The organism is Agromyces sp. P2_B3 (genome assembly GCF_056404815.1).
The window spans coordinates 44,027-68,855 of record NZ_JBFUDH010000010.1; the positions used below are offsets into that span (position 1 = coordinate 44,027).

22 protein-coding genes are annotated in these 24,829 nt (G+C 72.1%); 12 read left to right on the forward strand and 10 right to left on the reverse strand.

What is annotated here, in order from left to right; all coding sequences use genetic code 11:
* Window positions 1–79 precede the first annotated feature (79 nt).
* The 4 genes from AC1DZA_RS14515 (at window position 80) to AC1DZA_RS14530 (ending at window position 5,758) form a co-directional block, all read left to right on the forward strand.
* A complete protein-coding gene (locus tag AC1DZA_RS14515; protein ID WP_476773321.1) occupies window positions 80–1,123 on the forward strand; it encodes a 4-hydroxy-3-methylbut-2-enyl diphosphate reductase in 1,044 nt (347 codons plus the stop codon).
* A gap of 125 nt (window positions 1,124–1,248) precedes the next feature.
* Complete coding sequence (locus AC1DZA_RS14520) at window positions 1,249–1,899, forward strand: TetR/AcrR family transcriptional regulator (RefSeq protein ID WP_476773266.1); 651 nt, start codon at window positions 1,249–1,251, stop codon at window positions 1,897–1,899.
* On the forward strand, window positions 1,893–3,626 hold the full coding sequence (locus tag AC1DZA_RS14525; RefSeq protein WP_476773267.1) for an ABC transporter ATP-binding protein: 1,734 nt from the start codon (window positions 1,893–1,895) through the stop codon (window positions 3,624–3,626). The genes AC1DZA_RS14520 and AC1DZA_RS14525 overlap by 7 nt, the downstream gene beginning before the upstream one ends.
* Window positions 3,623–5,758, forward strand: a complete 2,136-nt coding sequence (locus AC1DZA_RS14530; RefSeq protein WP_476773268.1) for an ABC transporter ATP-binding protein — start codon at window positions 3,623–3,625, stop codon at window positions 5,756–5,758. The genes AC1DZA_RS14525 and AC1DZA_RS14530 overlap by 4 nt, the downstream gene beginning before the upstream one ends.
* A gap of 74 nt (window positions 5,759–5,832) precedes the next feature.
* Here AC1DZA_RS14530 and AC1DZA_RS14535 read toward each other — a convergent pair whose 3' ends face one another.
* Window positions 5,833–6,471, reverse strand: coding sequence for a DUF6264 family protein (locus tag AC1DZA_RS14535; RefSeq protein ID WP_476773269.1), 639 nt, complete (start codon window positions 6,469–6,471; stop codon window positions 5,833–5,835).
* Window positions 6,472–6,478: 7 nt separating this feature from the next.
* Window positions 6,479–7,507, reverse strand: coding sequence for a class II fructose-bisphosphate aldolase (fbaA, locus tag AC1DZA_RS14540; RefSeq protein ID WP_476763808.1), 1,029 nt, complete (start codon window positions 7,505–7,507; stop codon window positions 6,479–6,481).
* A 126-nt stretch (window positions 7,508–7,633) separates the two neighbouring features.
* Between fbaA and AC1DZA_RS14545 the strand changes: the two genes are divergently transcribed.
* From AC1DZA_RS14545 to AC1DZA_RS14560, 4 genes are all read left to right on the forward strand, one after another.
* Window positions 7,634–8,590 (forward strand): fructose-bisphosphatase class II, encoded by a 957-nt coding sequence (locus AC1DZA_RS14545; protein ID WP_476773270.1) that lies wholly within the window; start codon window positions 7,634–7,636, stop codon window positions 8,588–8,590.
* A gap of 145 nt (window positions 8,591–8,735) precedes the next feature.
* Window positions 8,736–9,737, forward strand: a complete 1,002-nt coding sequence (gene glpX, locus AC1DZA_RS14550) for a class II fructose-bisphosphatase (RefSeq protein ID WP_476763849.1) — start codon at window positions 8,736–8,738, stop codon at window positions 9,735–9,737.
* A 46-nt stretch (window positions 9,738–9,783) separates the two neighbouring features.
* Window positions 9,784–11,220: an MFS transporter gene (locus AC1DZA_RS14555; protein WP_476773271.1), complete on the forward strand. Its 1,437-nt coding sequence runs from the start codon at window positions 9,784–9,786 to the stop codon at window positions 11,218–11,220.
* Between the two features lie 67 nt (window positions 11,221–11,287).
* Window positions 11,288–11,680 (forward strand): VOC family protein, encoded by a 393-nt coding sequence (locus AC1DZA_RS14560; RefSeq protein WP_476773272.1) that lies wholly within the window; start codon window positions 11,288–11,290, stop codon window positions 11,678–11,680.
* 9 nt (window positions 11,681–11,689) lie between these two features.
* Here AC1DZA_RS14560 and rmuC read toward each other — a convergent pair whose 3' ends face one another.
* Complete coding sequence (rmuC, locus tag AC1DZA_RS14565; protein ID WP_476773273.1) at window positions 11,690–13,042, reverse strand: DNA recombination protein RmuC; 1,353 nt, start codon at window positions 13,040–13,042, stop codon at window positions 11,690–11,692.
* 75 nt (window positions 13,043–13,117) lie between these two features.
* Window positions 13,118–13,735 carry an exonuclease domain-containing protein gene (locus AC1DZA_RS14570; protein ID WP_476763237.1) on the reverse strand — a complete coding sequence of 206 codons (618 nt, stop codon included), beginning with the start codon at window positions 13,733–13,735 and terminating at the stop codon, window positions 13,118–13,120.
* 153 nt (window positions 13,736–13,888) lie between these two features.
* Here AC1DZA_RS14570 and AC1DZA_RS14575 point away from each other — a divergent pair, with 153 nt between their 5' ends.
* Both AC1DZA_RS14575 and AC1DZA_RS14580 read left to right on the forward strand, forming a co-directional pair.
* On the forward strand, window positions 13,889–14,215 hold the full coding sequence (locus tag AC1DZA_RS14575; protein WP_476773274.1) for a nuclear transport factor 2 family protein: 327 nt from the start codon (window positions 13,889–13,891) through the stop codon (window positions 14,213–14,215).
* The gene (locus tag AC1DZA_RS14580; protein ID WP_476773275.1) at window positions 14,212–15,048 is read left to right on the forward strand and encodes a class I SAM-dependent methyltransferase; all 837 of its coding nucleotides are present in this window, start codon (window positions 14,212–14,214) and stop codon (window positions 15,046–15,048) included. Before AC1DZA_RS14575 ends, AC1DZA_RS14580 begins: the two co-directional genes overlap by 4 nt.
* Before the next feature lie 78 nt (window positions 15,049–15,126).
* On the opposite strand, the gene AC1DZA_RS14585 is transcribed toward AC1DZA_RS14580, so the two are convergent.
* Window positions 15,127–17,493 carry a caspase family protein gene (locus tag AC1DZA_RS14585; protein WP_476773276.1) on the reverse strand — a complete coding sequence of 789 codons (2,367 nt, stop codon included), beginning with the start codon at window positions 17,491–17,493 and terminating at the stop codon, window positions 15,127–15,129.
* A complete protein-coding gene (locus tag AC1DZA_RS14590; protein WP_476773277.1) occupies window positions 17,490–19,787 on the reverse strand; it encodes a DUF7363 domain-containing protein in 2,298 nt (765 codons plus the stop codon). The genes AC1DZA_RS14585 and AC1DZA_RS14590 overlap by 4 nt, the downstream gene beginning before the upstream one ends.
* 260 nt (window positions 19,788–20,047) lie before the next feature.
* Here AC1DZA_RS14590 and ychF point away from each other — a divergent pair, with 260 nt between their 5' ends.
* Window positions 20,048–21,121, forward strand: coding sequence for a redox-regulated ATPase YchF (gene ychF, locus AC1DZA_RS14595; RefSeq protein WP_476773278.1), 1,074 nt, complete (start codon window positions 20,048–20,050; stop codon window positions 21,119–21,121).
* Window positions 21,122–21,223: 102 nt separating this feature from the next.
* A complete protein-coding gene (locus AC1DZA_RS14600; RefSeq protein ID WP_476761861.1) occupies window positions 21,224–21,514 on the forward strand; it encodes a DUF7882 family protein in 291 nt (96 codons plus the stop codon).
* Window positions 21,515–21,554: 40 nt separating this feature from the next.
* Here the strand turns inward: AC1DZA_RS14600 and AC1DZA_RS14605 are convergent, their stop codons facing one another.
* The 4 genes from AC1DZA_RS14605 to AC1DZA_RS14620 are packed head-to-tail and all read right to left on the reverse strand — an operon-like array spanning window position 21,555 to window position 24,782.
* Window positions 21,555–21,899: a LysR family transcriptional regulator gene (locus AC1DZA_RS14605; RefSeq protein WP_476761860.1), complete on the reverse strand. Its 345-nt coding sequence runs from the start codon at window positions 21,897–21,899 to the stop codon at window positions 21,555–21,557.
* 60 nt (window positions 21,900–21,959) lie between these two features.
* On the reverse strand, window positions 21,960–22,562 hold the full coding sequence (locus AC1DZA_RS14610; protein WP_476773279.1) for a DNA-3-methyladenine glycosylase I: 603 nt from the start codon (window positions 22,560–22,562) through the stop codon (window positions 21,960–21,962).
* Window positions 22,555–24,192 (reverse strand): cation:proton antiporter, encoded by a 1,638-nt coding sequence (locus AC1DZA_RS14615; protein ID WP_476773280.1) that lies wholly within the window; start codon window positions 24,190–24,192, stop codon window positions 22,555–22,557. The genes AC1DZA_RS14610 and AC1DZA_RS14615 overlap by 8 nt, the downstream gene beginning before the upstream one ends.
* Window positions 24,189–24,782 (reverse strand): pyridoxamine 5'-phosphate oxidase family protein, encoded by a 594-nt coding sequence (locus AC1DZA_RS14620; protein WP_476761857.1) that lies wholly within the window; start codon window positions 24,780–24,782, stop codon window positions 24,189–24,191. Before AC1DZA_RS14620 ends, AC1DZA_RS14615 begins: the two co-directional genes overlap by 4 nt.
* Between the last annotated feature and the right edge of the window lie 47 nt (window positions 24,783–24,829).

The window sequence follows — 24,829 nt, forward strand, 5'->3', positions numbered from 1 at the left end:
ACAGCCGATGGCCCCATCACGCCCACGTAGGATGGAATCCGTGACCTCTACGACGGATTCCCCACGGATCGGTCTCGGCATGCCTCGCGTGCCGGGCGTGCGCGGCCGGCTCAAGGATATCCCGGTCCCCGGACACAAGCGGGTGCTCCTCGCCGCCCCCCGGGGGTACTGCGCCGGCGTCGACCGTGCCGTGATCGCCGTCGAGAAGGCCCTCGAGCACTACGGCGCCCCCGTGTACGTGCGCAAGCAGATCGTGCACAACATCCACGTGGTGACCGAGCTCGAGCAGCAGGGCGCCGTCTTCGTCGAGGAGGTCGACGAGGTGCCGCCCGGCGCCCACGTCGTCTTCAGCGCGCACGGGGTCTCGCCCGCCGTCGTCAACGCCGCCGCCGACCGCGGCCTGCACGCCATCGACGCCACCTGCCCGCTCGTGACCAAAGTGCACCGCGAGGCCGTGCGCTTCGCGCGCGACGACTTCGAGATCCTGCTCATCGGCCACGAGGGCCACGAGGAGGTCGAGGGCACCGCCGGCGAGGCGCCCGAGCACGTGACCATCGTGAACAGCCCCGACGACGTGGCGAGCATCGAGGTGCGCGACCCCGACAAGGTGGTGTGGCTCTCGCAGACCACGCTCTCGGTCGACGAGACCATGGAGACGGTCCGGCGGCTGCGCGAGCGGTTCCCGAACCTGCAGGACCCGCCGAGCGACGACATCTGCTACGCCACCCAGAACCGCCAGGTCGCGATCAAGAAGGTGGCGACCGACGCCGACCTCGTGATCGTGGTCGGCTCGGCGAACAGCTCCAACAGCGTGCGCCTCGTCGAAGTCGCGCTCGAGTACGGCGCCAAGGCCGCCTACCGCGTCGACTACGCGAGCGAGGTCAAGCAGGAGTGGCTCGACGGCGTCGAGACCGTCGGCGTGACGAGCGGGGCATCCGTGCCCGAGGAGCTCGTGAAGGAGTTGCTCGACGCCCTCGCCGACGCCGGCTACGGCGACGTCGCCGAGGTCAAGACGGCCGAGGAGGACCTCATGTTCTCGCTGCCGAAGGAGCTGCGCCGCGACCTCGCGGGCAACCGCGACGCACGGGCGCTCGGCGGCCGGACGGCCGCGCCCCGCGCGTGACCGCCGCAGCCTGACCAACCGCATTCGAACGCCCCGGCGACCCTCGGTCGCCGGGGCGTTCGCCGTCCGCGGACAGCGGGCGACCTCGCTTGCGGAGTGAGCGCTCACTCATTATTCTCGCTCGCATGCCCACCACCGTGCGAACCACCCGTGCGAAGCCGATGTCCGTCGATGAGCGCCGTGCCTCCATCGCGCGCGCGACCCTGCCGCTCCTGGTCGAACTCGGTCGCGACGTGACGACCAGGCAGATCGCCGAGGCCTCCGGCGTCGCCGAGGGCACGCTCTTCCGCGTCTTCGACGACAAGGAGGCGATCATCGACGCCGCGGTCGAGGAGTTCCTCGATCCCGAGCCCTTCCGCGCGGCCCTCCGGCAGATCGACCCGACGCTGCCGCTCGAGCTCAAGGTCGAGCTCATCCTCGACCGGTTCCTCGACCGCTTCACGGGGATCTTCGGCGTGTTCGCGGCGCTCGGCGGCAAGCCCCGCCCACCGCAGTCGGCAGAGCCCGAGGTCATCTTCGGCATCTTCGAGGAGCTGCTGGCCCCCGACCTCGAGGCGCTCCGGGTGTCGCCCGCCGACGTCTTCAAGTTCGTGCGGCTCGTCGCGTTCGCCTCGGCGATGCCGCACTTCGGTCCGACCACCGGGCTCGACGTCGACACGCTCGCGCACCTCGTCGTGCACGGCATCGCGCGCGAGTCCTCCGCCGGCCCCGCGCCATCCGCCGGCCCCGCGGCATCCGCCACCCACTCCACCGACGAGGAGTCCGACCCATGCTGATGAAACTGCTCGGCCGCCATCTGCGGCCCTACTGGGCGCTGCTCGCAGCGGTCGTCGTCTTCCAGCTCGCGCAGTCCATCGCGTCGCTCTACCTGCCCACCCTCAACGCCGACATCATCGACGAGGGCGTGGCGAAGGGCGACACGGCCTACATCGTCTCGACCGGCGGCGTCATGCTCGGCGTGACCCTGCTGCAGGTCGCCTGTGCCATCACGGCCGTCTACTTCGGCGCCAGGGCGGCCATGGGGTTCGGGCGCGACGTGCGGTCGGCCGTGTTCCGCCGGGTCGGCGACTTCTCGGAGCAGGAGGTGTCGCGGTTCGGGGCGCCGAGCCTCATCACCCGCACCACGAACGACGTCATGCAGGTGCAGATGCTCGTGCTCATGGGCTGCACCATCCTCGTGTCGGCGCCCATCCTGGCGATCGGCGGCGTGATCATGGCGCTCCGCGAGGACCGGGCGCTGTCGTGGATCATGGTCGTCGCCGTGCCCGTGCTGCTCATCGCGCTCGGGCTGATCATCTCCCGCATGGTGCCGCTGTTCCAGTCCATGCAGAAGCGCATCGACGGCGTGAACCGGGTGCTCAGGGAGCAGCTCACCGGCATCCGCGTCATTCGCGCGTTCGTGCGCGAGGGCGTCGAGGGCTCGCGCTTCGAGGAGGCCAACGACGCGCTGACCGACACGGCGTTGCGAGCCGGCCGGCTGTTCGCGCTCGTGTTCCCCGTCGTGATGCTCGTGCTGAACGTCTCGAGCGTCGCCGTGCTCTGGTTCGGCGCGTTCCGCGTCGAGGACGGCTCGATGCAGATCGGCTCCCTCACCGCCTTCCTCAGCTACCTGATCCAGATCCTCATGGCGGTCATGATGTCGACGATGATCGCGTTCATGCTGCCCCGTGCCGCGGTGTCGGCCGGCCGCATCGGCGAGGTGCTCCAGACCGCCCCGACCGTGGCCGACCCCGAGTCGCCGGTGATGGCGCTCACCGCGCCGGGCACCGTCGAGTTCCGGCACGTCGAGTTCGCGTACCCGGGCGCCGAGGAGCCGGTGCTGCACGACGTCAGCTTCACGGCCCGACCGGGCGAGGTGACGGCGATCATCGGCTCGACCGGCGCCGGCAAGACGACCATCGTGAACCTCATCGCCCGGCTCTTCGACGCCACCGGCGGCAGCGTGCGCATCGGCGGCGTCGACGTGCGCGACCTCGACCCAGACCTGCTCAACGCCCAGCTGGCCCTCGTGCCCCAGAGGCCCTACCTCTTCGCCGGCACCGTCGCCTCGACGCTGCGATACGGCGATCCGGATGCCACGGACGCCCAGCTGTGGGACGCACTCGAGGTCGCGCAGGGTCGCGACTTCGTCGCGGCGATGCCCGGGCAGCTCGACGCGCCCATCGCGCAGGGCGGCACGAACGTCTCGGGCGGCCAGCGGCAGCGGCTCTCGATCGCCAGGGCGCTCGTGAAGCGACCGCCGATCCTCGTGTTCGACGACTCGTTCTCGGCGCTCGACACCGCGACCGACGCGCGACTGCGGGCTGCGCTCGCCCGCACGCGGTCGCACACCACGATGATCGTCGTCGCCCAGCGCGTGGCGACGATCGTGAACGCCGACCGGATCCTCGTCGTCGACGACGGCCGGATCACGGCGACCGGAACCCATGAGGAACTGCTCGCGACGAGCGAGGCATATGCCGAGATCGTCGAGAGCCAGCTGAGCGCGGAGGCCGCGGCATGAGCACATCGAAGACCCCGGGCCCCTCAGCCGCACCGTCGACTGCGGCGACCCCCGCGCCCGCAGCGCCCGCGCGCCTGCCCATGCCGCCGCGTCGCGGCCCGATGGGCGGCGGCCCGTTCGGCGGCGCCGGCATGCCTACCGAGAAGCCCGCGTCGTTCTGGCCGTCGGCGAAGCGCCTGCTCGGCCGACTCCGCCCCGAGCGGCCGCTCGTCGTCGCCGTGATCCTGCTCGGGATCGTGAGCGTCGTGTTCACGGTGTTCGGGCCGAAGCTGCTCGGCCAGGCCACGAACATCATCTTCGAGGGCTTCGTCTCCTCGCAGATGCCCGCCGGCGCGACGAAGCAGCAGGTCGTCGACCAGCTCCGCGCGTCGGGCGACACCAGCCAGGCCGACATGGTGCAGGCGATGACCCTCACCCCCGGCCACGGCATCGACTTCAACGCGCTCGCCATGGTGCTCGGCTGGGTCCTCGTGCTCTACGTGCTCGCGTCCCTTTTCTCGTGGGCGCAGGGCTACGTGCTGAACGGTGTCACGCAGCGCACCGTGTACCGCCTCCGCGAGGAGGTGCAGGCGAAGATCCACCGGCTGCCGCTGTCGTACTTCGACCGGATGCAGCGCGGCGAGCTGCTCTCGCGGGTCACGAACGACATCGACAACATCTCGCAGTCGCTGCAGCAGACCATGAGCCAGCTGCTCACCTCGCTGCTCACCGTGATCGGCGTGCTCGCCATGATGTTCTGGATCTCGCCGCTGCTCGCGGTCATCGCCCTCGTGACCATCCCGCTCACGATCCTCATCACCACGGTCATCGCCAAGCGCTCGCAGAAGCAGTTCATCGCGCAGTGGGCGCACACCGGCACGCTGAACGCGCGCATCGAGGAGGCCTACTCGGGCCACGCCCTGGTGCGGGTGTTCGGGCGGCGCCGGGAGGTGGAGCACGAGTTCACCGGCAAGAACGAGGAACTGCACGACGCGAGCTTCGGCGCCCAGTTCGTGAGCGGCATCATCATGCCGGCCATGATGTTCGTGGGCAACCTCGTGTACGTCGCCATCGCCGTGGTGGGCGGGCTCATGGTCGCCGCCGGCACCATCAGCCTCGGCGACGTGCAGGCGTTCATCCAGTACTCGCGCCAGTTCACGCAGCCGCTCAGCCAGCTCGGCTCCATGGCGAACCTGCTGCAGTCGGGCATCGCGAGCGCCGAGCGCGTGTTCGAGCTGCTGGACGCCGACGAGCAGACGCCCGACCCCGTCGAGCCCGAGGCCGGGCCTGCAACGGATGACGCGCAGTACGCGGCATCCGGCCGGCTGGTCTTCGACGACGTCTCGTTCAGCTACGACCCCGAGAAGCCGCTCATCGACCACCTGTCATTGACGGCGGAGCCGGGCCAGTCCATCGCGATCGTCGGACCGACGGGCGCCGGCAAGACCACCCTCGTGAACCTCATGATGCGGTTCTACGAGCTCGACGACGGCCGCATCACGCTCGACGGCGTCGACATCACCCGGATGACCCGCGACGCGCTCCGCTCACGCATGGGGATGGTCCTGCAGGACACGTGGCTGTTCACGGGCACGATCCGCGAGAACATCGCCTACGGCCGGCCCGGTGCGACCGAGGACGAGATCATCGACGCGGCGAGGGCCACCTACGTCGACCGCTTCGTGCGCACGCTGCCCGACGGCTACGACACGGTGCTCGACGACGAGGCATCGAACCTGTCGGCCGGCGAGAAGCAGCTCATCACGATCGCGCGGGCGTTCCTGGCGCAGCCAGCCGTGCTCATCCTCGACGAGGCGACGAGCTCGGTCGACACCCGCACCGAGCTGCTGCTGCAGAACGCGATGAACGCCCTGCGCCGCGACCGCACCAGCTTCGTCATCGCGCACCGGCTGTCGACGATCCGCGACGCCGACCTCATCCTCGTGATGGAGGACGGACGCATCGTCGAGCAGGGCACGCACGGCGAGCTGCTCGCCGCCGACGGCGCGTACACGCGGCTCTACGAGGCGCAGTTCGCGGCGCCCGCCGAGGAGGTCGAGTCGGTCGAGGAGCCCACGGGCGTGCCGGGCGTCATCGCCGGCGAATCCGACGAGGAGGCAGCCGAGGCGGCGTCGCAGCCGGTCAGGAGCTGAGGCGGCACGATCGAGGCCGGCGCTCCGGGGCTTCCCCCGGCTCGCCGGCCTCGGTCATGCGTGCCGCCGGAGACTCAGGTGCGCGTCGCGGTGAGCTGGTCGATGAGCGACGGGTCGCCGCTCAGGGCGATCGCGGTGCACACGAACAGGGCGATGGCCGCGAGCACCCCCGCGGCCAGCGGCAGCCAGAACGACGGGCGGCGGGCGCGGATGAGCGCGACCGACCCGACCGCGGCGACCACCCAGATGACCACCTGCACGATCGAGCCGATGAGGATGAGCCCCGGGATCTCGGGCCCGGGCGTGTAGGGATCGATGCCCTCCTGCGTGTGGAGGAGCTGCAGCGACTGGGGCAGCGCCTGCAGCACGCCGACCGACAGCCAGGCGCCCAGCACGCCGATGACGAGCAGCAGGATCGTCACGGCGCGGTCGGCCGGGCGCGGCGGGCGGTGCTCGCGAGCGGATGCCGCGGCGACGGCGTGCGCCGACGGCGTGTGGGGCACCCGCGGAGCGGGCGGGGCCGTCATCTGCGGTGCCGGGTCGGACGTGGTCTCGCCGGGCGGCGGAGTCCACGTCCAGCCTTCGGGCGCGTACTCCCCGTACTGCGGGCGCGGCCGCTCGTCGCGCGGTGCGGGCGGGGGCGTGGGAACGCCCCCGGGGGTCGACCTGGGGGCCGACTCGTCGGGGGTGCCCGCGGCGTGCTCTTCCGGCATCCGGAACCTAGGCGCTGATCGACTGCCCGGCGGAGCCGAGCTGCCTCGTGGACTCACCGACGCGCGCGGCCATCGCCGACTCGGCGACCTTGCCCCAGGCACGCGGGTCGTAGAGCTTCTTGTTGCCGACGGAGCCGTCGACCTTGAGCACGCCCTCGTAGTTGGAGAACATGTAGCCGGCAACGGAGCGCGTGAAGGCGTACTGCGTGTCGGTGTCGATGTTCATCTTCACGACGCCGTTGGCGACCGCGGTGGCGATCTCCTCGTCGGTCGAGCCGGAGCCGCCGTGGAAGACGAGGTCGAGGGGCTTCGGGCCGGTGCCGTACTTGGCGGCGAGGCCGTCCTGGATCTCCTTGAGGAGCTCGGGCTTGAGCTTCACGTTGCCGGGCGCGTAGACGCCGTGCACGTTGCCGAACGTGAGGGCGGCCATGTAGCGGCCCTGCTCGCCGAGGCCGAGCGCCTCGACGGTCGCGATGGCGTCGTCGAGGGTCGTGTAGAGGTGCTCGTTGATGTCGTGGCTGACGCCGTCCTCCTCGCCGCCGACGACGCCGATCTCGACCTCGAGGATCGCGTTGATCGCCTTCATGCGGGGGAGGATCTGCTTGGCGATCTCGAGGTTCTCGTCGAGGGGCACGGCCGAGCCGTCCCACATGTGCGACTGGAAGATGGGGTTGCGGCCCGCCTTGACCTCCTCCTCGGAGGCGGCGATGAGCGGGTACACGAAGTCGTCGAGCGCGTTCTTCGGACAGTGGTCGGTGTGCAGGGCGACCGTGATCGGGTAGGACTTCGCCACCTCGTGGGCGAACTTCGCGAACGCGAGGGCGCCGGTGGCGCGGGCCTTGACCGTGTGGCCGGCGAAGTAGTCGGCGCCGCCCGTGGTGACCTGGATGATGCCGTCGGAGCCCGCCTCGGTGAGGCCCTGCAGCACGGCGTTCAGCGTCTGCGAGGAGGAGACGTTGAACGCCGGGAAGGCGAAGCCCTTCGCCTTGGCGGTGTCGAGCATCTCGGCGTACTGCTCCGGGGTTGCGATGGGCATGGTGCTCCTTCGAGGTCACGTCAGGGTTCGCGTCCGAGTCTAGCGAGGTGGCGAGGAGTGCTCATGAGTCGCGGATGCCGCGGCCGCGCGTCGTCCGTGCGGTCGGCGATGGGGGAGGATGGCCCGATGCATGACGACACCACCGTCTTCCCTCCGCAGCTCCGCGCGGCGCTCGCCGCCGCCGTTCGGGCGGCCGCCGACGCGGCGGTCCCGCTCGTGGGATCCGGTGACGCCGACGCCGTCGACGCGGCCGCGGTCGACGCCCTGCGCGTGGCGCTCGCCACGGTGCCGGCGGCGCTGCGCGTGGTCGCCGGCGAGGGCGAGAAGGACGGGGCGCCCATGCTCGAGCCGGGCGAGCGCTTCGGCACGGGCGGCGGACCTGAGCTGGACCTCGTCGTCGACCCGGTCGACGGCACCCGCCTGGCGGCGGCCGGCCGGCCCGGTGCCATGGCGATCCTCGCGGTGGCGCCGACCGGATCGTTCCTCGACCTCGGGCCCGCGTACTACCTCGACAAGCTCGTGCACGCCGGCCCCGACGCCGGCCTCAGCCTCGGCGACCCGGTTCCCGACCTGCTGGCGCGGCTCGCCGAGGCACGCGGCGTGCCGGTACACGAGCTCCGGGTGGCCGTGCAGGCACGGCCCCGAAACGCCCGCCTCGCCGCGGAGGTCGAGCGCGCCGGGGCGCGACTGCGCGCGTTCGAGCACGGCGACATCGAGCGCGTCGTGCACGCCGCGGCATCCGGTGGCTCGCTCGACCTGCTGCTGGGCGTGGGCGGTGCACCCGAGGGGGTGCTCGAGGCGGCCATCGTGCGCGCCCACGGCGGCGTCATGCAGGCCCGCTTCGCCCCGCAGTCGCGGCGCGAGGTGCGACGCCTCGCGGACGCCGGCATCGACGTCGACCGCGTGGCGAGCCTCGACGAGCTCTGCGCCGCACCGGCGTTCGTGGCCGTGGCACCGGTCACGGCGAGCGCACTAGGCCCGGCCGCGACCGCGCTCGTCGAGGTCGTCGGCGGTCCGCTGGCCGAGGCGCTGCCGTCAGGCCGGCAGGGCCGGCGCGCGGCGCAGCCGTTGCCCCAGGGTTAAGAAGCTCGATTCTTTCGGCGCCGTTCAGCCCGAATCCATCACGGCGACGACGCCGGATCCCTAGGCTTGGAGCGCGGGCGTCACCCTGCCCGCGCGACGGCCGCGATCGCCGGGGCCGATGACACAGCGTCCGGGAGGACCCTCCATGGTGAGCACCGATACGGCAACCCTGTTCCTGCACCCCGACCGCAACATCGCGCTCGAGCTGGTGCGAGCGACCGAGGCGGCCGCGATCCGCTCGTCCCCCTGGATCGGACGCGGCGACAAGCTCGCCGCCGACGGAGCCGCCGTCGACGCCATGCGCGCCTTCCTCGGCACCGTCAACTTCGACGGCGTCGTCGTGATCGGCGAGGGCGAGAAGGACGCGGCCCCCATGCTCTTCAACGGCGAGCGGGTCGGCAACGGCCGTGGCCCCGCCTGCGACATCGCGGTCGACCCGATCGACGGCACCTCGCTCACCGCCGCGGGCCGCCAGAACGCGCTCTCGGTCATCGCGGTGGCCGACCGCGGCACGATGCTCGACGCGTCATCCGTCTTCTACATGGACAAGATCGTGACGGATGCCTCGGGCATCGGCGTCGTCGACATCCGGAACCCCATCGGCGAGAACCTGCGCGCGCTCGCCGCGGCGAAGGGCAAGGAGGTCGGCGAGCTCCGCGTCGCCGTGCTCAACCGTCCCCGCCACGAGCAGCTCATCGCCGACATCCGCGCGGCCGGCGCCGGCACGCGCCTCATCAGCGACGGCGACGTCGCGGGCGGCATCAACGCCGCGCGCTACGAGTCGCGCATCGACATGTGCGTCGGCGTCGGCGGCAGCCCCGAGGGCATCACCACGGCGTGCGCGATCAAGGCGCTCGGCGGGTTCATGCAGGGCCGGCTCGCCCCGAAGGACGACGCCGAGCGGGCGCGCGGCGAGGCGGCCGGGCTCGACTGCGACCAGGTCTACGAGCTCGACGACCTCGTGCGCAGCGACAACACGTTCTTCGTCGCGACCGGCGTGACCGACGGTGAGCTCGTCGACGGCGTGCGGCGCAAGGGGCCGATCATCCGCACCGAGAGCATCGTGCTGCGCGGTCGGTCGGGCACGATCCGCCGCATCGTCGCCGATCACCACGTCGAGAAATGGCTCGACAAGACCGACCGCTGACCGGATGCCGCGGGCGGATGTCCGCGGCGCACGCGAGAATGGGCCGATGACCGACGCGACCACGCTGCCGCGCGCCCTCCGCCCGTTCTGGTCGGGCCAGTACCGCCTGCTCGTCGCGGCGCTCGCCGCGTCGCTGCTGTCGGCCGGAGCGTGGCTCGTCGCATCCGTGTGGCAGGTCGTCGAGCTCGGCGGTTCGCCCATCGACCTGTCGTACGTGGCGGTCGGGTCGAGCCTGGGCCTGGTGCTCGCCGTGCTCATCGGCGGCGTCGCGGCCGACCGCATCCCGCAGCGGCGCATCCTCATCGTCGTCGAGATCGTCCGCGGGCTCGCGTTCGCCGTCGCCGCGGTGCTCGCGGCCACCGGGGTGATCGAGGTCTGGCACATCGCCGTGCTCTCGTTCGTGCTCGGCCTCGCCGACGGCTTCTTCTACCCGGCGTACTCCGCGTGGCTGCCGGCGATCCTGCCGGCCGGGCAGCTGCTCGCGGCGAACGGCATCGAGGGCGTGCTGCGCCCGGCGGTGATGCAGGCGGCCGGCCCCGCGCTCGCGAGCCTGCTCATCGCCGTGCAGGCGCCGTGGCTCGCGTTCGCTGCGGTCGCCGTGCTGCAGGTGGTCGCCGCGATCGTGCTCGCCGTGATGCGCACGACGCCCGTGCGCCGCGACCTCGACGAGGTGCGGGCGCATCCGGTGCGCCAGTCGTTCATCGACCTGCGCGACGGGTTCGCCTACCTGCTGCGCACCAGGTGGCTGTTCGCCACGCTCGTGTTCTCGATCGTCCTGGTCTTCCTCATCATGGGGCCGATCGAGGTGCTCCTGCCATTCGCCGTGAAGGACCAGACCGGCGGCGGCGCCGGCGCGTTCGCCCTCGCACTCGGCGCGTTCGGCCTGGGCGGCGCGGTGGGCTCGCTGACCGTCGCCTCGCTGCGCCTTCCGCGCCGGTACCTCACGCTCATGATCCTGGCGTGGGGCGTCGGCTGCGTGCCGCTCGCGATCATCGGGCTCACCTCGTGGCTGTGGGTCATGGTGATCGCCCTGTTCATCGTCGGCGTGCTGTTCGACGGCGCCCAGGTCGTCTGGGGCACGCTGTTGCAGCGGCGCGTGCCGCCCTCGATGCTGGGCCGGGTCTCGAGCCTCGACTTCTTCGTCTCGCTCGCGCTCATGCCCATCTCGATGGCGGTCGCCGGTCCCGTCGGCGAGGCGATCGGGCTCGCTCCGGCGTTCCTCATCGCCGGGCTGGTGCCGCCGTTCCTCGCGTTCGCGACGCTGGCGCTCGCACGCCTGAAGGACGACGAGCTGGCGCATCCGCTCGACGGTCACGCCGACGTCGACGCGGTGACCGGGGCCGAGGCGGCGGCCGGGTTCGAAGCGCCGGCGGACGAGCCGCACCAGCAGGCGGAGCCGCACCCGCGGGCCGAGCCCCGCCCGGTGGCCGAGCCGCACCCACGGGCGGAGCCGTCGCGCCGCGCCGATCCGGAGCCCGGCTGACCGTTGCAGGGGCTCGACCTGGCGACGACTCGCGTGCGAGTCTGGTCGCGAGCGAAGGAGGGGCCGCATGGTCACCGTTCGAGATGCATTCCCCGGGTTCAGCGTCGACGACATCGCCGTGGCGCGGGAGTTCTATGGCACCAAGCTGGGCCTGCCCGTCGAGGACGACGCGATGGGCGCGTTGCAGGTCATCCTGCCGTCGAGCCAGCGGGTGTTCGTGTACCCGAAGCCGAACCACGAGCCGGCGTCGTTCACGATCCTGAACCTCATGGTCGACGACATCGATCGTGCGGTCGACGAACTCAACGAGGCCGGCATCGAGACGAAGATCTACACGGCGCCCGACGACTTCGGCACCGACGAGCGCGGCATCGCGCGGGGGAGCGCGACCGGCCAGGGGCCGGACATCGCCTGGTTCCGCGACCCCGCGGGCAACGTGCTCAGCGTGCTCGTCGGGTAGCGGCGAGCGTCAGTCGCGAGCGACGGCGTCGGGCGACTCGAGCTGTCGGCGGATCTCGGGGTCGAGGTCGGCGCCGGTGCCCGAGACGAGCTCGAAGGCGGTGAGTTCGCGGGGCGCCTCCTCGATGCCCCGCAGGGGCGCGAGCACCTTCGACTCATCGAGGGCGCCGAGCTTGCGCGCGGTCGGCAGCACCTGGCGCTCGAGCGAGCCCACGAAGGCGTTGTAGTCCTTCACGCTGCGCTCGATCGTGCGCCCGAGCTTCTCGATGTGGCTCGCCGTGGTGGCGAGGCGCGAGTAGAGCTCGCGGCTCAGGTCGAACAGGGTCTTGGCCTCATTGGTCAGCACGTCCTGCTGCCAGGAGAACGCCACGGTCTTCAGCACCGACCAGAGCGTGACGGGCGAGGCGAGGGCGACGCGCTTCGAGAACGCGAACTCCATGATGCTCGGGTCGGTCTCGAGGGCGGCGGAGACGAGCGACTCGCTCGGGATGAACGCGATGACGAGCTCGGGCGAGGCGTCGAGCCCGTTCCAGTAGCCCTTCGAGCCGAGCGCCGTGATGTGCGCGCGCACCGCCTGCACGTGCTGCTTCATGAAGTCGGCGCGGCGGGCGGCCTCGGCCCCGGTCGCGGTCGCGGGGATCTGGCTGGCCTCGAGGTAGGCGTTGAAGGGCACCTTGGCGTCGACGGCGATGGACTTGCCGCCGGGCAGGCGCACGACCATGTCGGGCCGCCCGTGGCCGGAGTCGCTCGAGATGCTGGACTGCACGTCGAAGTCGACGCGCTCGAGGAGGCCCGCGGCCTCGACCACGCTGCGGAGCTGCGTCTCGCCCCAGACCCCTCGCGTGCTGTTGGAGCGGAGGGCTGAGGCCAGCGCCTCGGCGGTCGAGCGCAGCCGCTCCTCGGACTCGGCGGCCGACTTCAGCTGCTGCGACAGCTCGCCGTGCTGGAGGCTGCGCTGCGACTCGAGCTGGGTGACCTTCGACTGCATCTCGGTGAGCGACTGCTTGACGGGAGCCAGTGCCTGGAGCACGCGGCTCTCGGCCTGCTCCCGCGCCTCGCGGGCCTGCTGCTCGGCGCGGTGCTGCTCGACGAGCTCGCGCTGCTGCTGCTGGGCGGCGAGGATCTGCTCGCGCAGCGCCTCGGCGGTGGCCTGGGTGGCGGCGAGCTCCTCGCGGAGCAGCGACTTGGCCGCCTCCTCGCCGACGCGCACCTCGGCGAGCTGCGCCTGGTGACGCGCCTCGATGAGCGCGGGGTCTTCGGCGACGGGCGCCGTCGGCGTGCGCCTCGACGACCAGACGGCGACCGCGAGGCCGCCGAGGACGGCGCCGACCAGGAGGCCGATGAGGAGTGCGAGGAGGTCCATGTCCACAGTGTCGCAGCGGCCGCCGACATCGCCCGGGCACTGCCCCGGCCGGGCGCGGATGCGCCCGTGCCGCCGCTACTGCAGCGCCATCGGGCCGTGCATCGCCCGCTGCTCGCCCGTGGCGACGGGACCGATCGCCCCGAACCGCACGCGCGTCACGTGCGCGAGGCCGTCGAGGTCGTCGACCTCGTGGCGCTTCGCGGCGTGCACCACGATCGCGGCGCACGCCTCGGCGTCGGCGAGCGCGTCGTGGTGCGAGAAGTCCTCGAAGCCGGCGGCCATCGCCGCGACGGGCAGCCGGTACGACTCGAGGTGATACGTCTTGCGGGCGACCTGCAGGCTGCAGAGCGAGCGATAGTCGGGCACGGCCACGCCGATCGCCTCGGAGGTCTTCGCGATCACGGCCATGTCGAACCCGGCGTTGTGGGCGACGAGCACGTCGTGCCCGGCGAACTCGCGCAGCGCGGGCAGGTGCTCGGCCCAGCCGGGGGCATCCGCCACCATCTGCGGCGTGATGCCGTGGATGCGGATGTTCCACTCCGAGAAGTCGTTGTGCGGGAACGGCGGCCGGATGTACCAGTGCACCCGGTCGACCACCCGCCCGTCGCGAACCTTCACCAGCCCCACCGAGCAGGCCGATGCGCTCGACGAATTGGCGGTCTCGAAGTCGATCGCGGTGAAGTCCACTGGCACGCGTGCATCGTCGCACGCGGTTCCGACACGGCCGGGCGCGTCGCGCCGCGCGTCGGCGATCGGCGCCGAACGGGTTGACGGATGCCGCGGCCAGGGCGTGGAATGGCACCGGAACCGCCGCGACGACGGCGTGCCTCGAGGCGAGGAGACCGGATGACCGACCTGCCCCCACCGGTGGCGGAGGCGTTCGCCGCCACCAACGCCCGCGACCTCGCCCGCTTCGTCGCCGCCTTCGACGACGACGGCGTCATCGACGACTGGGGCCGCGAGTTCCGCGGTGCCGAGGAGATCGCCGAGTGGAGCCGCCGCGAGTCGATCGGCGTGCAGCAGACCTTCTCGGTCACCGACGTCCGGGTGGGCGGGAGCGAGGTCGTCGTGCTCGCCGACGTCGGCGGCGGCGGGTTCACCGGCCCGTCCACCTTCACGTTCCGGCTGACGCCCGACGGGTCGGCCATCGAGCGCATGGCGATCACGGCATGACCGACGCACCCACTCCCGAATCCGGTGCCGCCTCGGCTGCGGCATCCGCTCCCGTCCCTGACGCGGCGAACGCACCGGGCCTCGTCGCCGACCCCGCAGACCCCGCGACCGTGCGCAGCGCGCGCTCGTTCGGCGCCGCGGCATCCGTGTACCACCAGTCGCGGCCCGGCTACCCGGTCGAGGCGGTCGCCTGGCTGGTCGGCGACGCGGTTCGGGTGCTCGACCTCGGCGCCGGCACGGGCAAGCTCACCGAGGCGCTCGTCGCGCTCGACCGCGAGGTCATCGCGGTCGACCCGGTGGAGGAGATGCTCGAGGAGCTCGAGGTCGCCGTGCCGGGAGTGCCGCGCATCCTCGGCACGGCGGAGGACATCCCCATCGAGGACGACGCCGTCGACGCGGTGGTCGCGGGCCAGGCCTGGCACTGGTTCCAGCCCGACCGTGCGGTGCCCGAGATCGCTCGTGTGCTGAAGCCTGGCGGCGTGCTCGGCCTCGTCTGGAACAGCCGCGACACCAGCGTCGACTGGCTGCGGCAGGCCGGCGAGATCATGCACGAGCGCCACGACGCGAGCGCCACGTTCGAGAGCTACGTGCAGATCGGGCCGCCGTTCGGCGAGATCGAGGAGCACACGGTGCAGTGGAGCGGGCGGATGTCGCGCGCGCGGTTCCTCGACCTCGTGCGGTCGCGCAGCTACTTCATCACGGCGCCGGCCGAGGAGCAGGCGGCCACGATCGCCGCCCTCGAGACGCTGCTCGCCACCCACCCCGACCTCGCGGGGGCCGAGGACCTCGCGGTCCCCTACCTGACCCGCTGCTTCCGCGCCCGCCTGGACTGACGACCGGACGAGTGGATGCCGAACCCGCGGTTCGGAGCATGCGAGCGCGGGTTCGGCATCCACTCGACCGGCAGGTACTCAGGTCTCCAGCAGGTCGGCGGTCGCGCGGAGGATCGCGATGACCGCGGCGGTGCGCTGGTCGGATGCCGCGACGACGGCCGCCGGCACGGACTTGCCGTCCCCGGGGCCACCGGCGACGAGCGGGCCACCGGCGACGAGTGCACCGCCGGGCTGCGCCACGCCGCCGGGCTGCGCCACGCCGCCCGGCTGCGGAGCGCCGTCGGCAGCCACGGCCGACGCGCTCGCCGTGCCGAGCAGGATGCGCCCGCCGAGCACCTCGTCGCCGTGGAACTCGGGCGTCTGACGGCGGTTCTGGCCGAACTCCTCGACGACGGATCGCACGAAGTCCCGATTCGAGACGGCGCCTGCGCCCGTGGCGAGCAGCGGCAGCGCCCGCCGCGTGAAGTCGCCCTGCCCGTTCGACTCCCAGGCGACCTCGGTGGCGCGGCAGGCGCTGAACAGCACCTCGCGGCGCACCCCGGCGGCACGCGGGGCGGTGGGCGTGACCGTCTCCGATCCGAGCACGCGCGCGATCGCGGCATCCCGGACCGGATCCGGCTCGGTCGACCCCGTGCCGACGCCTCGGTCGGCGCGGTACGCGGCCTCGTCCGCCCGGCTGAGCTCGACCGAGCGCGGGAGGGCATCGCCGATCGGCGTGAGGTCGACGCGCGGCGCCCGGTTCGCCGAGCCCGAGTGGCAGCTGTCGAAGAACGCCGTGAGGCTGACACCCTCGGGGATCACGTCCCAGATGCGGGCCAGGTCGTCGTCGATGATGAGGCGGCCCGCAGCGCGGAAGTCCACGGGGCACAGGGCCTCGTCCTTCGACTCGTCGCCGTCGTCCTCGTCGCCGTCGAGGTCGGGGACGAACGTGCCGTGCCCCGAGTACTGCACCGCCAGCACGTCACCCGGCACGGCGCTGCTGACGAGTTCGAGGATGCCCCGGAGGATCTCGTCGCGGGTGGCCGCGGCATCCGTCAGCTCGGACACCTCGAACTGCTCGCCGCGCAACGCCTCGGCCCACGCGTGCGCGTCGGCCACGCAGCCGTGCAGGCGGTCGCCCTCGTCGGGATACGCGTCGACGCCGATGCACAGCGCGCGTCGTGCACCCGTCCCGGGAGCGGCTGGGAGCCCGGGCGCACTCGGCGCCTCCGCGGAGCGCGAACCTCCGGTCGGGGACGGCAGGTCCTCGAACTCCGGCCACGGCAGGATCGCCCGCGACTGCGCCGACGGGAACGGCGTCACGTCGGTGACGCCGGCGATGCGGCGGGCGACGCTCTCCATCGTCGGGCCGTCGTTGTCGAAGCCGCCGTGCGAGGTCGCGGTGCTCGCCGTGCGCAGGCCGACGGCGTGCGGCGCCAGCACGAGCTCGCCCTTGGGGGCCGGCCCCTGGAAGAACTCCGCGAGGTCCACGTCGCGCAGGAGGAACTTCGCCATGCCGAGGATCGGTGTCGCCTTCTGCGGCTCGAACGATGCCGAGACCAGGTAGAGCAGCGACTTGTTGTAGATGCGTACGCACGTGTCGGCGCGCTCGGCCTCGTCGTCCATGGTGAAGATCGCGACGCGCTCGATCTTGCCGCTGCGGGCGTGCGGCATGAGGAGCTTCGAGAAGGTGTCGACCCGCACCGCGGGCGCCAACAGGTTGAGCGAGGCGATCGCCGGGACATCCGCTTCGAGCGCGGCCGGCAGCAGGTGGGAGTGGAAGATCGAGCCCGCGCTGTGGCCGATGGCGTGCACCTCGACCTCGCCGGGGTGCTCGGTCATCCACTTGCCGAGGGCGCGCACGAACTGCTGCGCGCCGCCGCCCTTCACGGATGCCGCGGCCGCGTCGACCTTCATGTCGTTCCAGATCCCGCCGCCGCCGAGCAGCCGTGCGGCCACCTCGAGGAATCCGTCCTTCGCCTCGTCGGCCCAGCCCCGGCGGCCGCCCGACGCCCAGCGGCGCAGCGAGTCCCAGATCGCCGTGCCGAGCCCGGTCTCCCACACGAAGTGGATCGGGTAGACGCCGTTCTCCTTCCACCACGCGACCTGGTGCTCGGCGATCGCGAAGCCCGACTCCTTGTCGACGAGTCCGCCGTGCGCGTAGAGCGCGATCGGCACCGGGCCGGGCTGGTGCGCGGCGACGAAGGCCGGAAGGTGCGTCGAGAAGATCTCGTCGATGTCGGCCGCGGTGGTGCGGAAGTCCTTCACGGTCTGCGCCGTGGAGGCCGCGCCTTCGGCGAGCCTGCCGTCCTCGAGGGTGATCACATGGGGCCTCAGGCCGGCGAGGGCGGCGGCCGTCAGGGTCGGGGCGCCGCGTTCCGCGGACGGCGCGGCCGCCGGCGGTGCGGGCGAGGCGGTCGCGGGCGGCGGGGGAGCGGACGGGCTCGGCGGGCGTGCGGCGTTCATGGGTTCGGTCCTTCCGGGATCGGCTGGTGGGGCGGGGTCGGTGCGGGCGGGGTCGGGTCGGGCGCGGTCGGGTCCGGTGCCGGCACGGCCGGCTGCTCGACGCGGATGCGCGCGCGAGGGTGCGCGTACACGGCGTACGCGAGCTCCGAGAGGTCCGCGTCGGCGCGGGCTGCGGCGCGCGCCGCGCGCGTGGCATCCGCGATCGTGGCGTCGTCGTCGGCGAGCGCGAGGTAGAAGGCCTCGACGAAGGTGGATGCGGGGTCGTCGCCGACCGCCCACGAGCAGCCGACGAACGCGGCCGCGCCGCCGCGCAGGAAGGCCTCGGGGAACCCGCCGAGCGACGCCGGCCCCGAGGGCAGGCGGCCGATGTCGCAGGCGTTCAGGAAGACGAACGGGCCCGTCGCCGCGGCATCCGCCGGCCCGCGATCGGGCAGGTCGCGACGCAGCTCGCCGTCGGAGTAGCGCGCGAGCGGCAGGTCCTCGGCCTCGCTGAACGCGGCGAGCAGCAGCTCCTGCGCCGCCGGGGTGCCGTCGCTCCATCGGCCGTGGCCGGCGAAGTGCAGCAGGTCGAAGCCGTCGCGCATGAGCCCGGCGATGCCATCGGCGTCGTCGGGGTCGATCGTGGTCGCCGAGAACCGTCGCTCGAGGAAGCCGCGCTCCTCGGAGGTGTGCGTGAGCCGCAGCCGCTGGTCGGCGTAGTCGGGGCACACGAAGCGCACCCGGTCGGGTGCCACGGCGAGTTCCGTGGGGTGTGCGGTGTCGTACACCCAGCGGGTGAGCCCGTAGGCGCTCAGGAAGCGCGGGCGACCGTCGTCCTCGACGCCGGCGGGCGGGGGCAGGTGCACGATCTCCCACGGGATGTCGAGCTCGCCGGCGGTCTGCACGATCAGCCCGTCGAGCGGGTCGGCCGGGTCGGCCGCGGCATCCCACAGGAACTCGAGGACCTCGGCGCTGAACAACGCCCGCGCGAGGCCCATGCCGAGCTCGCGCAGTCGCCGCGTGCCGTGCTTCGCGCGCGCGTCGCGATCGAGCAGGTCGCCGAGCTCCGACCGGATGCCGCCGATGCGCCGGTACGTGCGGGCGATGAGGTCGCCCTTGTCGGCCAGGTGGGTCGTGCATTCGCGCGCCTCGCCGCCGATCGCGACGCGGATGCGCAGGGTCGAGTCGGTGCCGACGATCGACTCGTCGATGCGGATGCTCGGCAGCGCCACGAGCTCGGGGTCGGGTTCGACGACCTCGGCCGCGACGCCGGCCGGCGACGGTTCGGCCCCCGCGTCGGCCGCGACGACCTCCGCGCAGAGCCGCAGGGTCGCGAGGGGGAGGTCGGCGCCCTGGCGCACGACGAGCGAGACCTCGCCGTTGCCCGGGAACGGTGCGACGACGCGGAAGCGGTGCTCGGCGACCTCGGCCTCCGCCCGCGGCAGGCGCACGGTGATCGTCTCGTCGTCGCCCACGAGGCGGAATCCGCGCAGGGCGATGGTCACGGTGAGGTCGCGTGCGGCGTCGATGCGGATCGACTGGGTCGTGCTGCTGGTGCCGGCGGATGCCTCGAGCCGGCGCCTGCTGAGCCGGAACCGCACCTCGACCTCGGCGTCGACGGCGACGCGCCGCGGCATCTCGGCGTGCACGTGCGCCAGGGTGCGCGGCGACGGGGGTTCCTCGGGGGCCGGACCACCGCCGCCGCTGACGACGGGACCGGGAGCCGGTACGGGCGCCGGCGCGGGTGCGGGTGCAGGGCTGGGGACGGACGGTGCGGGCGCGGGCGCGGGGAACGGGATCGACCGCGACAAGGGCGGCGGCGCCGCCTCGACCGGGGGCGCCGCGGCATCGGGCGCCGGCTCGGCGGCCGCTGCATCCTCAGGCGGCTCGGCCCCGACCGGCGGCGGCCCCGCTTCGACATCGACGCGCGCGGCGTCGTACCGTCGGGCCAGCTCCTCGGCCTCGGCCTCGGTCGCGCACTCGACGGCGACGACGAGCCCGACCGCGCCGCCGACGCGGAACGGCAGCGCCACCTCGAGCGCGTCGCGGTCGTCGCCCGTCGGCCGGAACGTGCAGAGCAGGTCTCCCAGCCGCACGAACACCACCACCCGGCGCAGGTCGACGGCGGGATCGAGCACGAGCAGCAGCACGGGTGCGTCGCCGCCGGTGCCCACGAGACCGGCTCGGGCGAGCTCGCGTCCGTCGGTGGGGAGCGCCCAGCCCCCGGCATCCGGTGCGCCCACGATCCGCACGGCGCCACGCGCGCCGATCGCGGCGAGCGCCGGCGTCATCGCCCGGCCCTCCACGCGCGGCATCCGCGCGTTCGCCTGCCCATGGCGGACATCGCCGCCCCCCTCGCGTGCGTCGTCGCCGCTCGAAACTGAGTGACGCTCGATTCCCTCTGCGCGCAGCATACGACCGCGGGGAACACGCGCACCAGCGTTCGCGCGCTCGTTCAGTGCGGTCCCGGATGCCGCCGAGGGTCCGCACTGAGCGCCGGCGTGGCCCCGACCGCCGACCGCGGTGCACGAGCGGGGGAAATGCCCCGGTGAGCCGCCGGGTACGATAGACCCCCGTGGCTCTCACTATCGGCATCGTCGGCCTGCCCAACGTCGGCAAGTCCACCCTGTTCAACGCGCTCACCAAGAACCAGGTGCTCGCGGCGAACTACCCCTTCGCGACGATCGAACCGAACATCGGCGTGGTGAACCTGCCCGACCCGCGGCTCGAGACGCTCGCCGGCATCTTCAACTCCGAGCGCATCCTGCCTGCCGCCGTGTCGTTCGTCGACATCGCCGGTATCGTGCGCGGCGCGTCCGAGGGCGAGGGCCTCGGCAACAAGTTCCTCGCGAACATCCGCGAGGCCGACGCCATCGCGCAGGTCGTGCGCGGCTTCGAGGACTCCGACGTCGTGCACGTCGAGGGCACCGTCGACCCGAAGTCCGACATGGAGACCATCAACACCGAGCTGATCCTCGCCGACCTCGAGACCCTCGAGCGCGCCATCCCGCGCTTCGAGAAGGAGGTCAAGGGCAAGAAGCTCGACCCGTCGGTGCTGACCGCGGCGAACGAGGCGCTCGAGGTGCTGCAGAAGGGCACGCCGCTCTCCGCGGCATCCGTCGACCTGGAGCCCGTCAGGGAGCTCGGCCTGCTCACCGCGAAGCCGTTCATCTACGTCTTCAACGTCGACGAGGCGGTGCTGACGGATGCCGCGCGCAAGGCCGAGCTCGCCGCGCTCGTCGCCCCCGCCGAGGCCGTCTTCCTCGATGCGAAGATCGAGTCCGAGCTCATCGACCTCGACCCCGCCGACGCCGCGGAGCTGCTCGCCTCGACCGGCCAGGAGGAGTCGGGCCTCGACCAGCTCGCCCGTGTGGGCTTCGAGACGCTCGGCCTGCAGACGTACCTCACGGCCGGCCCGAAGGAGTCGCGCGCGTGGACGATCCACAAGGGCTGGAAGGCCCCGCAGGCCGCGGGCGTCATCCACACCGACTTCGAGCGCGGCTTCATCAAGGCCGAGGTCATCTCGTTCGCCGACCTCGTCGCCACCGGCTCGGTCGCCGAGGCCCGCGCCAAGGGCAAGGCCCGCATGGAGGGCAAGGACTACGTCATGCAGGACGGCGACGTCGTGGAGTTCCGCTTCAACGTCTGATGCCGCGCTGACGCCACGTCGTCACGCTTCTCGCTGCGTCAAGTCCCTGCCGGCCGCGCCCGGTGTGTGAGAGATTGCTTCTCACAAGAGAGCGGGTGTCCCGTGGGGCGATTCATCTATGCGAACGTCTCGACGGCCGAAATCGACGATCGGACCCTGGCGCACCTGCAGGTCGTCATCCTGCGGAAGATGGAGCAACGGCAGTCCTTCCCGATGACGCTGAGCGCGCCCGGGCGAACGGTGACGGCGTGGATCTCACCGTCGACGCCACTTGAATTCGTGTACTTCGGCAACCGTCGGCCCAGCCTGAACGAAGCGTGGCTGGTGAAACTGGAGGAAACCGCCAGTTCCGTGCTCGGCTTGACGATCGTGCCCGAGCCCTCCGCGAGGTGAGTCCGCCCGTTCGGCGCCTGCTCCAGCGAGGCTCGGCTGCTCAGCGACCCTGGCGCTTCTTGTACGGCTTCGGCTGGCCCTTCACAATGGGCGCGCGGCCCTTGCCCTTCGAGGCCTTCGCCTTGCCGCCGGCCTTCGCGACGGGCTTCTCGGGGGCAGCGGGCGCCGCGGCGATCTCGTTCCGAGCCTCCTCGAGGAAGAGCACACCGACCTTCGTGAGCTGGGTCTCGCCCTGCCGGGTGAACAACGGCTGCCCGATCTCCGCCTCGAGCTTGTCGATCGACGAGTAGAGCGACGCGAGCGGGATGCCGAGCTTGTCCGCGGCGCGCGGGAAGTGCAGCTCCTCGGCCACGGCGACGAACCGTCGAAGCAGGGTGATGTTCACGCGGAGCCTTCCGTCGGTCGGCGCGAATGCCGGCCCGGCTTCAGGGTACGCGAGTCGACATCATCGTTCGAGCTCGTCGCCGCGGAAGCAGCCGACGACGTGATCGTTCACCACGCCGATCGCCTGCATGAAGGCGTAGGCGCTGGTCGGACCGATGAACACGTATCCCTCCGCCTTCAGGCGCCGGCTCAGCGCCTCCGACTCGGGGGTGTGCGAGGGCACGGTGGCCCCCGGTGACGGGCGCTGGTGCTCGCGCGGTCCGGTGCCAATCGCCAGGTCCGCGAGGGCGAACTCCGACGCCGCCACGACCGCGGCATTGCGGAGGGTCGACCGGATCTTCGCCTCGTTGCGGATGATCCCGGGATCCTGCAGCAGCACGGCGACGTCGGCGTCGTCCATCCGCGCGACCCGCGCCGGATCGAAGTCGTGGAAGGCGGCCCGGAACGCAGCGCGCTTGTGGAACACGGTGAGCCATCCGAGGCCGGCCTGGAAGATCCCGAGGGTGAGCGCCTCGAACACGGCGCTCTCGGTCCCACCCGGCGTGCCCCACTCATGGTCGTGATAGGCGAGGAGGGCCTCGTCGCGCTCATGCGCGGTGGCCCACGCGCACCGGCTGCGCTGGTCCGCGCCCGTCGAGGCGGTGCCGGACGCCCAGTCAGACATGGCCACGCTTGGCCGACGAACGGGTGTCGGCCGGCTCGGGACGCGGCGCACCGGCATCCGGAGCCTTGGTGATGGCATTCAATGAGAGCTCCTCTGCATCGATGGCTCGAAGGACGAACTTCACCGCGGTCTCGGGGAACCGGCCCTCGCTCCTGGCGACGAGGACGGCCTGGCGTTCCTCGGTGATCATCTCGCGCCGAAGCCGCGCGTACGCGGCCAGGAAGGACTCGGAGGACGGATCGGCCACCGGATGTGCGAGCGAGTCGGAGATGAGAGTGGCATTCGCACGCAACTGCGAGACGACGCGCTCCTCGTCGGCCTCGCCCGTCTCCAGTTCGAGCCGGGCGAGTCCTGCCGCGTGCGCCTCCGCCATCAGGGTCTCGCGTTCCATCTGCTCCTGGGCGGCGTTGGGCGGCGGCAGGTGCAGGCGCCGGACGAGCAGGGGGAGCGCCAACCCGCTGACGAGGGTGGCGACGACGATGACGAAGGCGACGAACTGCAGGAACTCCCGGTCGGGTGTCATCTCGGGGAGCAGGAACACGGCCGCGAGGGTGACGACGCCGCGCACGTTCGCCGCGGCGATGACGACCGCGTTCTTCCACTGCACGTGCTGCCGGCGCAGCCGCCGCGGGCCTCGTCGGAAGAACCAGGCGACGGCGAGCACGAACACGAACCGGGAGACGACGAGCGCCACGAACACCACGCTGCAGATGCCGATGGTCGCCCAGAGGCCAGGGCCGGTCCGGACGGCGCCCTGCAGGATGCTCGCGAGGTTGAGCCCGATGAACAGGAACACGGCGTTCTCGAGGAGGAACTGGATGGTCCGCCAGTTCACCGACTCGGCGATCCGCGCCTCGGCGGACTGCACGACCGGCGACCGGTACCCCAGGTACAACCCCGCGATGACGACGGCGAGCACCCCGGAACCCAGCACGGCCTCCGCGGCGATGAAGGCGAGGTACGGCGTGATGAGGGCGAGGCTCGTGTCGAGGACGGGCGATCGGAGGCGCGAGCGGATGAACGCCATCGTCCAGCCGATCGCCAGGCCGACGGCGACGCCACCGACGACGGCCAGCAGGAACGCCCCAGTGACGAGCAGCGGGCTGAGCAGCATCGTCATCGCGGCGATCGCGGCGTTGAGTGCCACGAGCGCCGCGGCGTCGTTCAAGAGGCTCTCGCCCTCGAGCACGGTGACGACCCGTCGTGGCAGCGCGAGGCGGCCGGTCACGGAGGTGACGGCGACGGTGTCCGTGGGCGCGATGACCGCCGCGAACGCGAACGCGGCGGCGAGCCCGATGGCAGGGAGCAGCAACGACGTCGTGAACCCGACGACGACCACCGTGAAGGCGACCGTCCCGACCGAGAGGATGAGGATGCTGTCACGTCGCCGGCGCACGTCGAGGAACGAGGTCCGCACGGCCTGTGCGAACAGCAGCGGAGGCAGCACGCCGTAGAGCACCAGCTCGGGCTCGACGCGCACGACCGGGACGACGGGGATGAACGACGCGATCCCGCCGACGACGACGAGCACGACGGGCGCCGACCAGTTCAGGCGGCGGGTCAGGCCCGTCACCGAGACCGTCACGACGACGAACGCGACGGTCCAGACGACGGCGCTCACCGGGTTCATCCGCGCGGCGTCCCGTCGGACCATCCGACCGTCACACGGCGGGGGATGTGCTGCGGGCAGTTCCAGTCGAAGGCCACCACCGTGACGACGAATGCCGCCTCCACCGTCGCTCCGGCTTCGGCGGCGTCGGCGAGGCGGGCGACGAGGTCGCCGTCGTCGCTCGCGCCGTCGTCGCCGCCTGCGTGCGCTCGCGCGACCCGCGCCATGCCGAACAGCTTCAACCGGCGGCGGGCGGTATAGTCCACGCCGATCAACGAGACCCGGTCGTCACCGTCGAGGTTGCCGGTGGAGACGTGCTGGAGGTTGCCGCGGTAGTCGGCCCACGCGATGGTGTGCCGATCGAGCACCTGGATGAAGCCCGGCGGGCCGCCCCTGAACTGCACGTACGGCCACCCCGTCTCCCCGACCGTGGCCAGGTAGAAGCCGTCGAGGGCGCCGAGGAACTCGGACTCACGCGGGCCGAGCGGGTCGTGGCCGGATGCCGCGAGCCCGCGTTCGGCGATGCGGGCGTAGAACTCCGCGCTCCCGTAGTCCGACTGCACGCGCCGGACGTCGTCCGTGAAGGCGATGCATCCGTACTGTGCACTCATCCCGGACCCCCGCTCATCCCGCTCCCTCGCTGCTCACCTCGACCCCG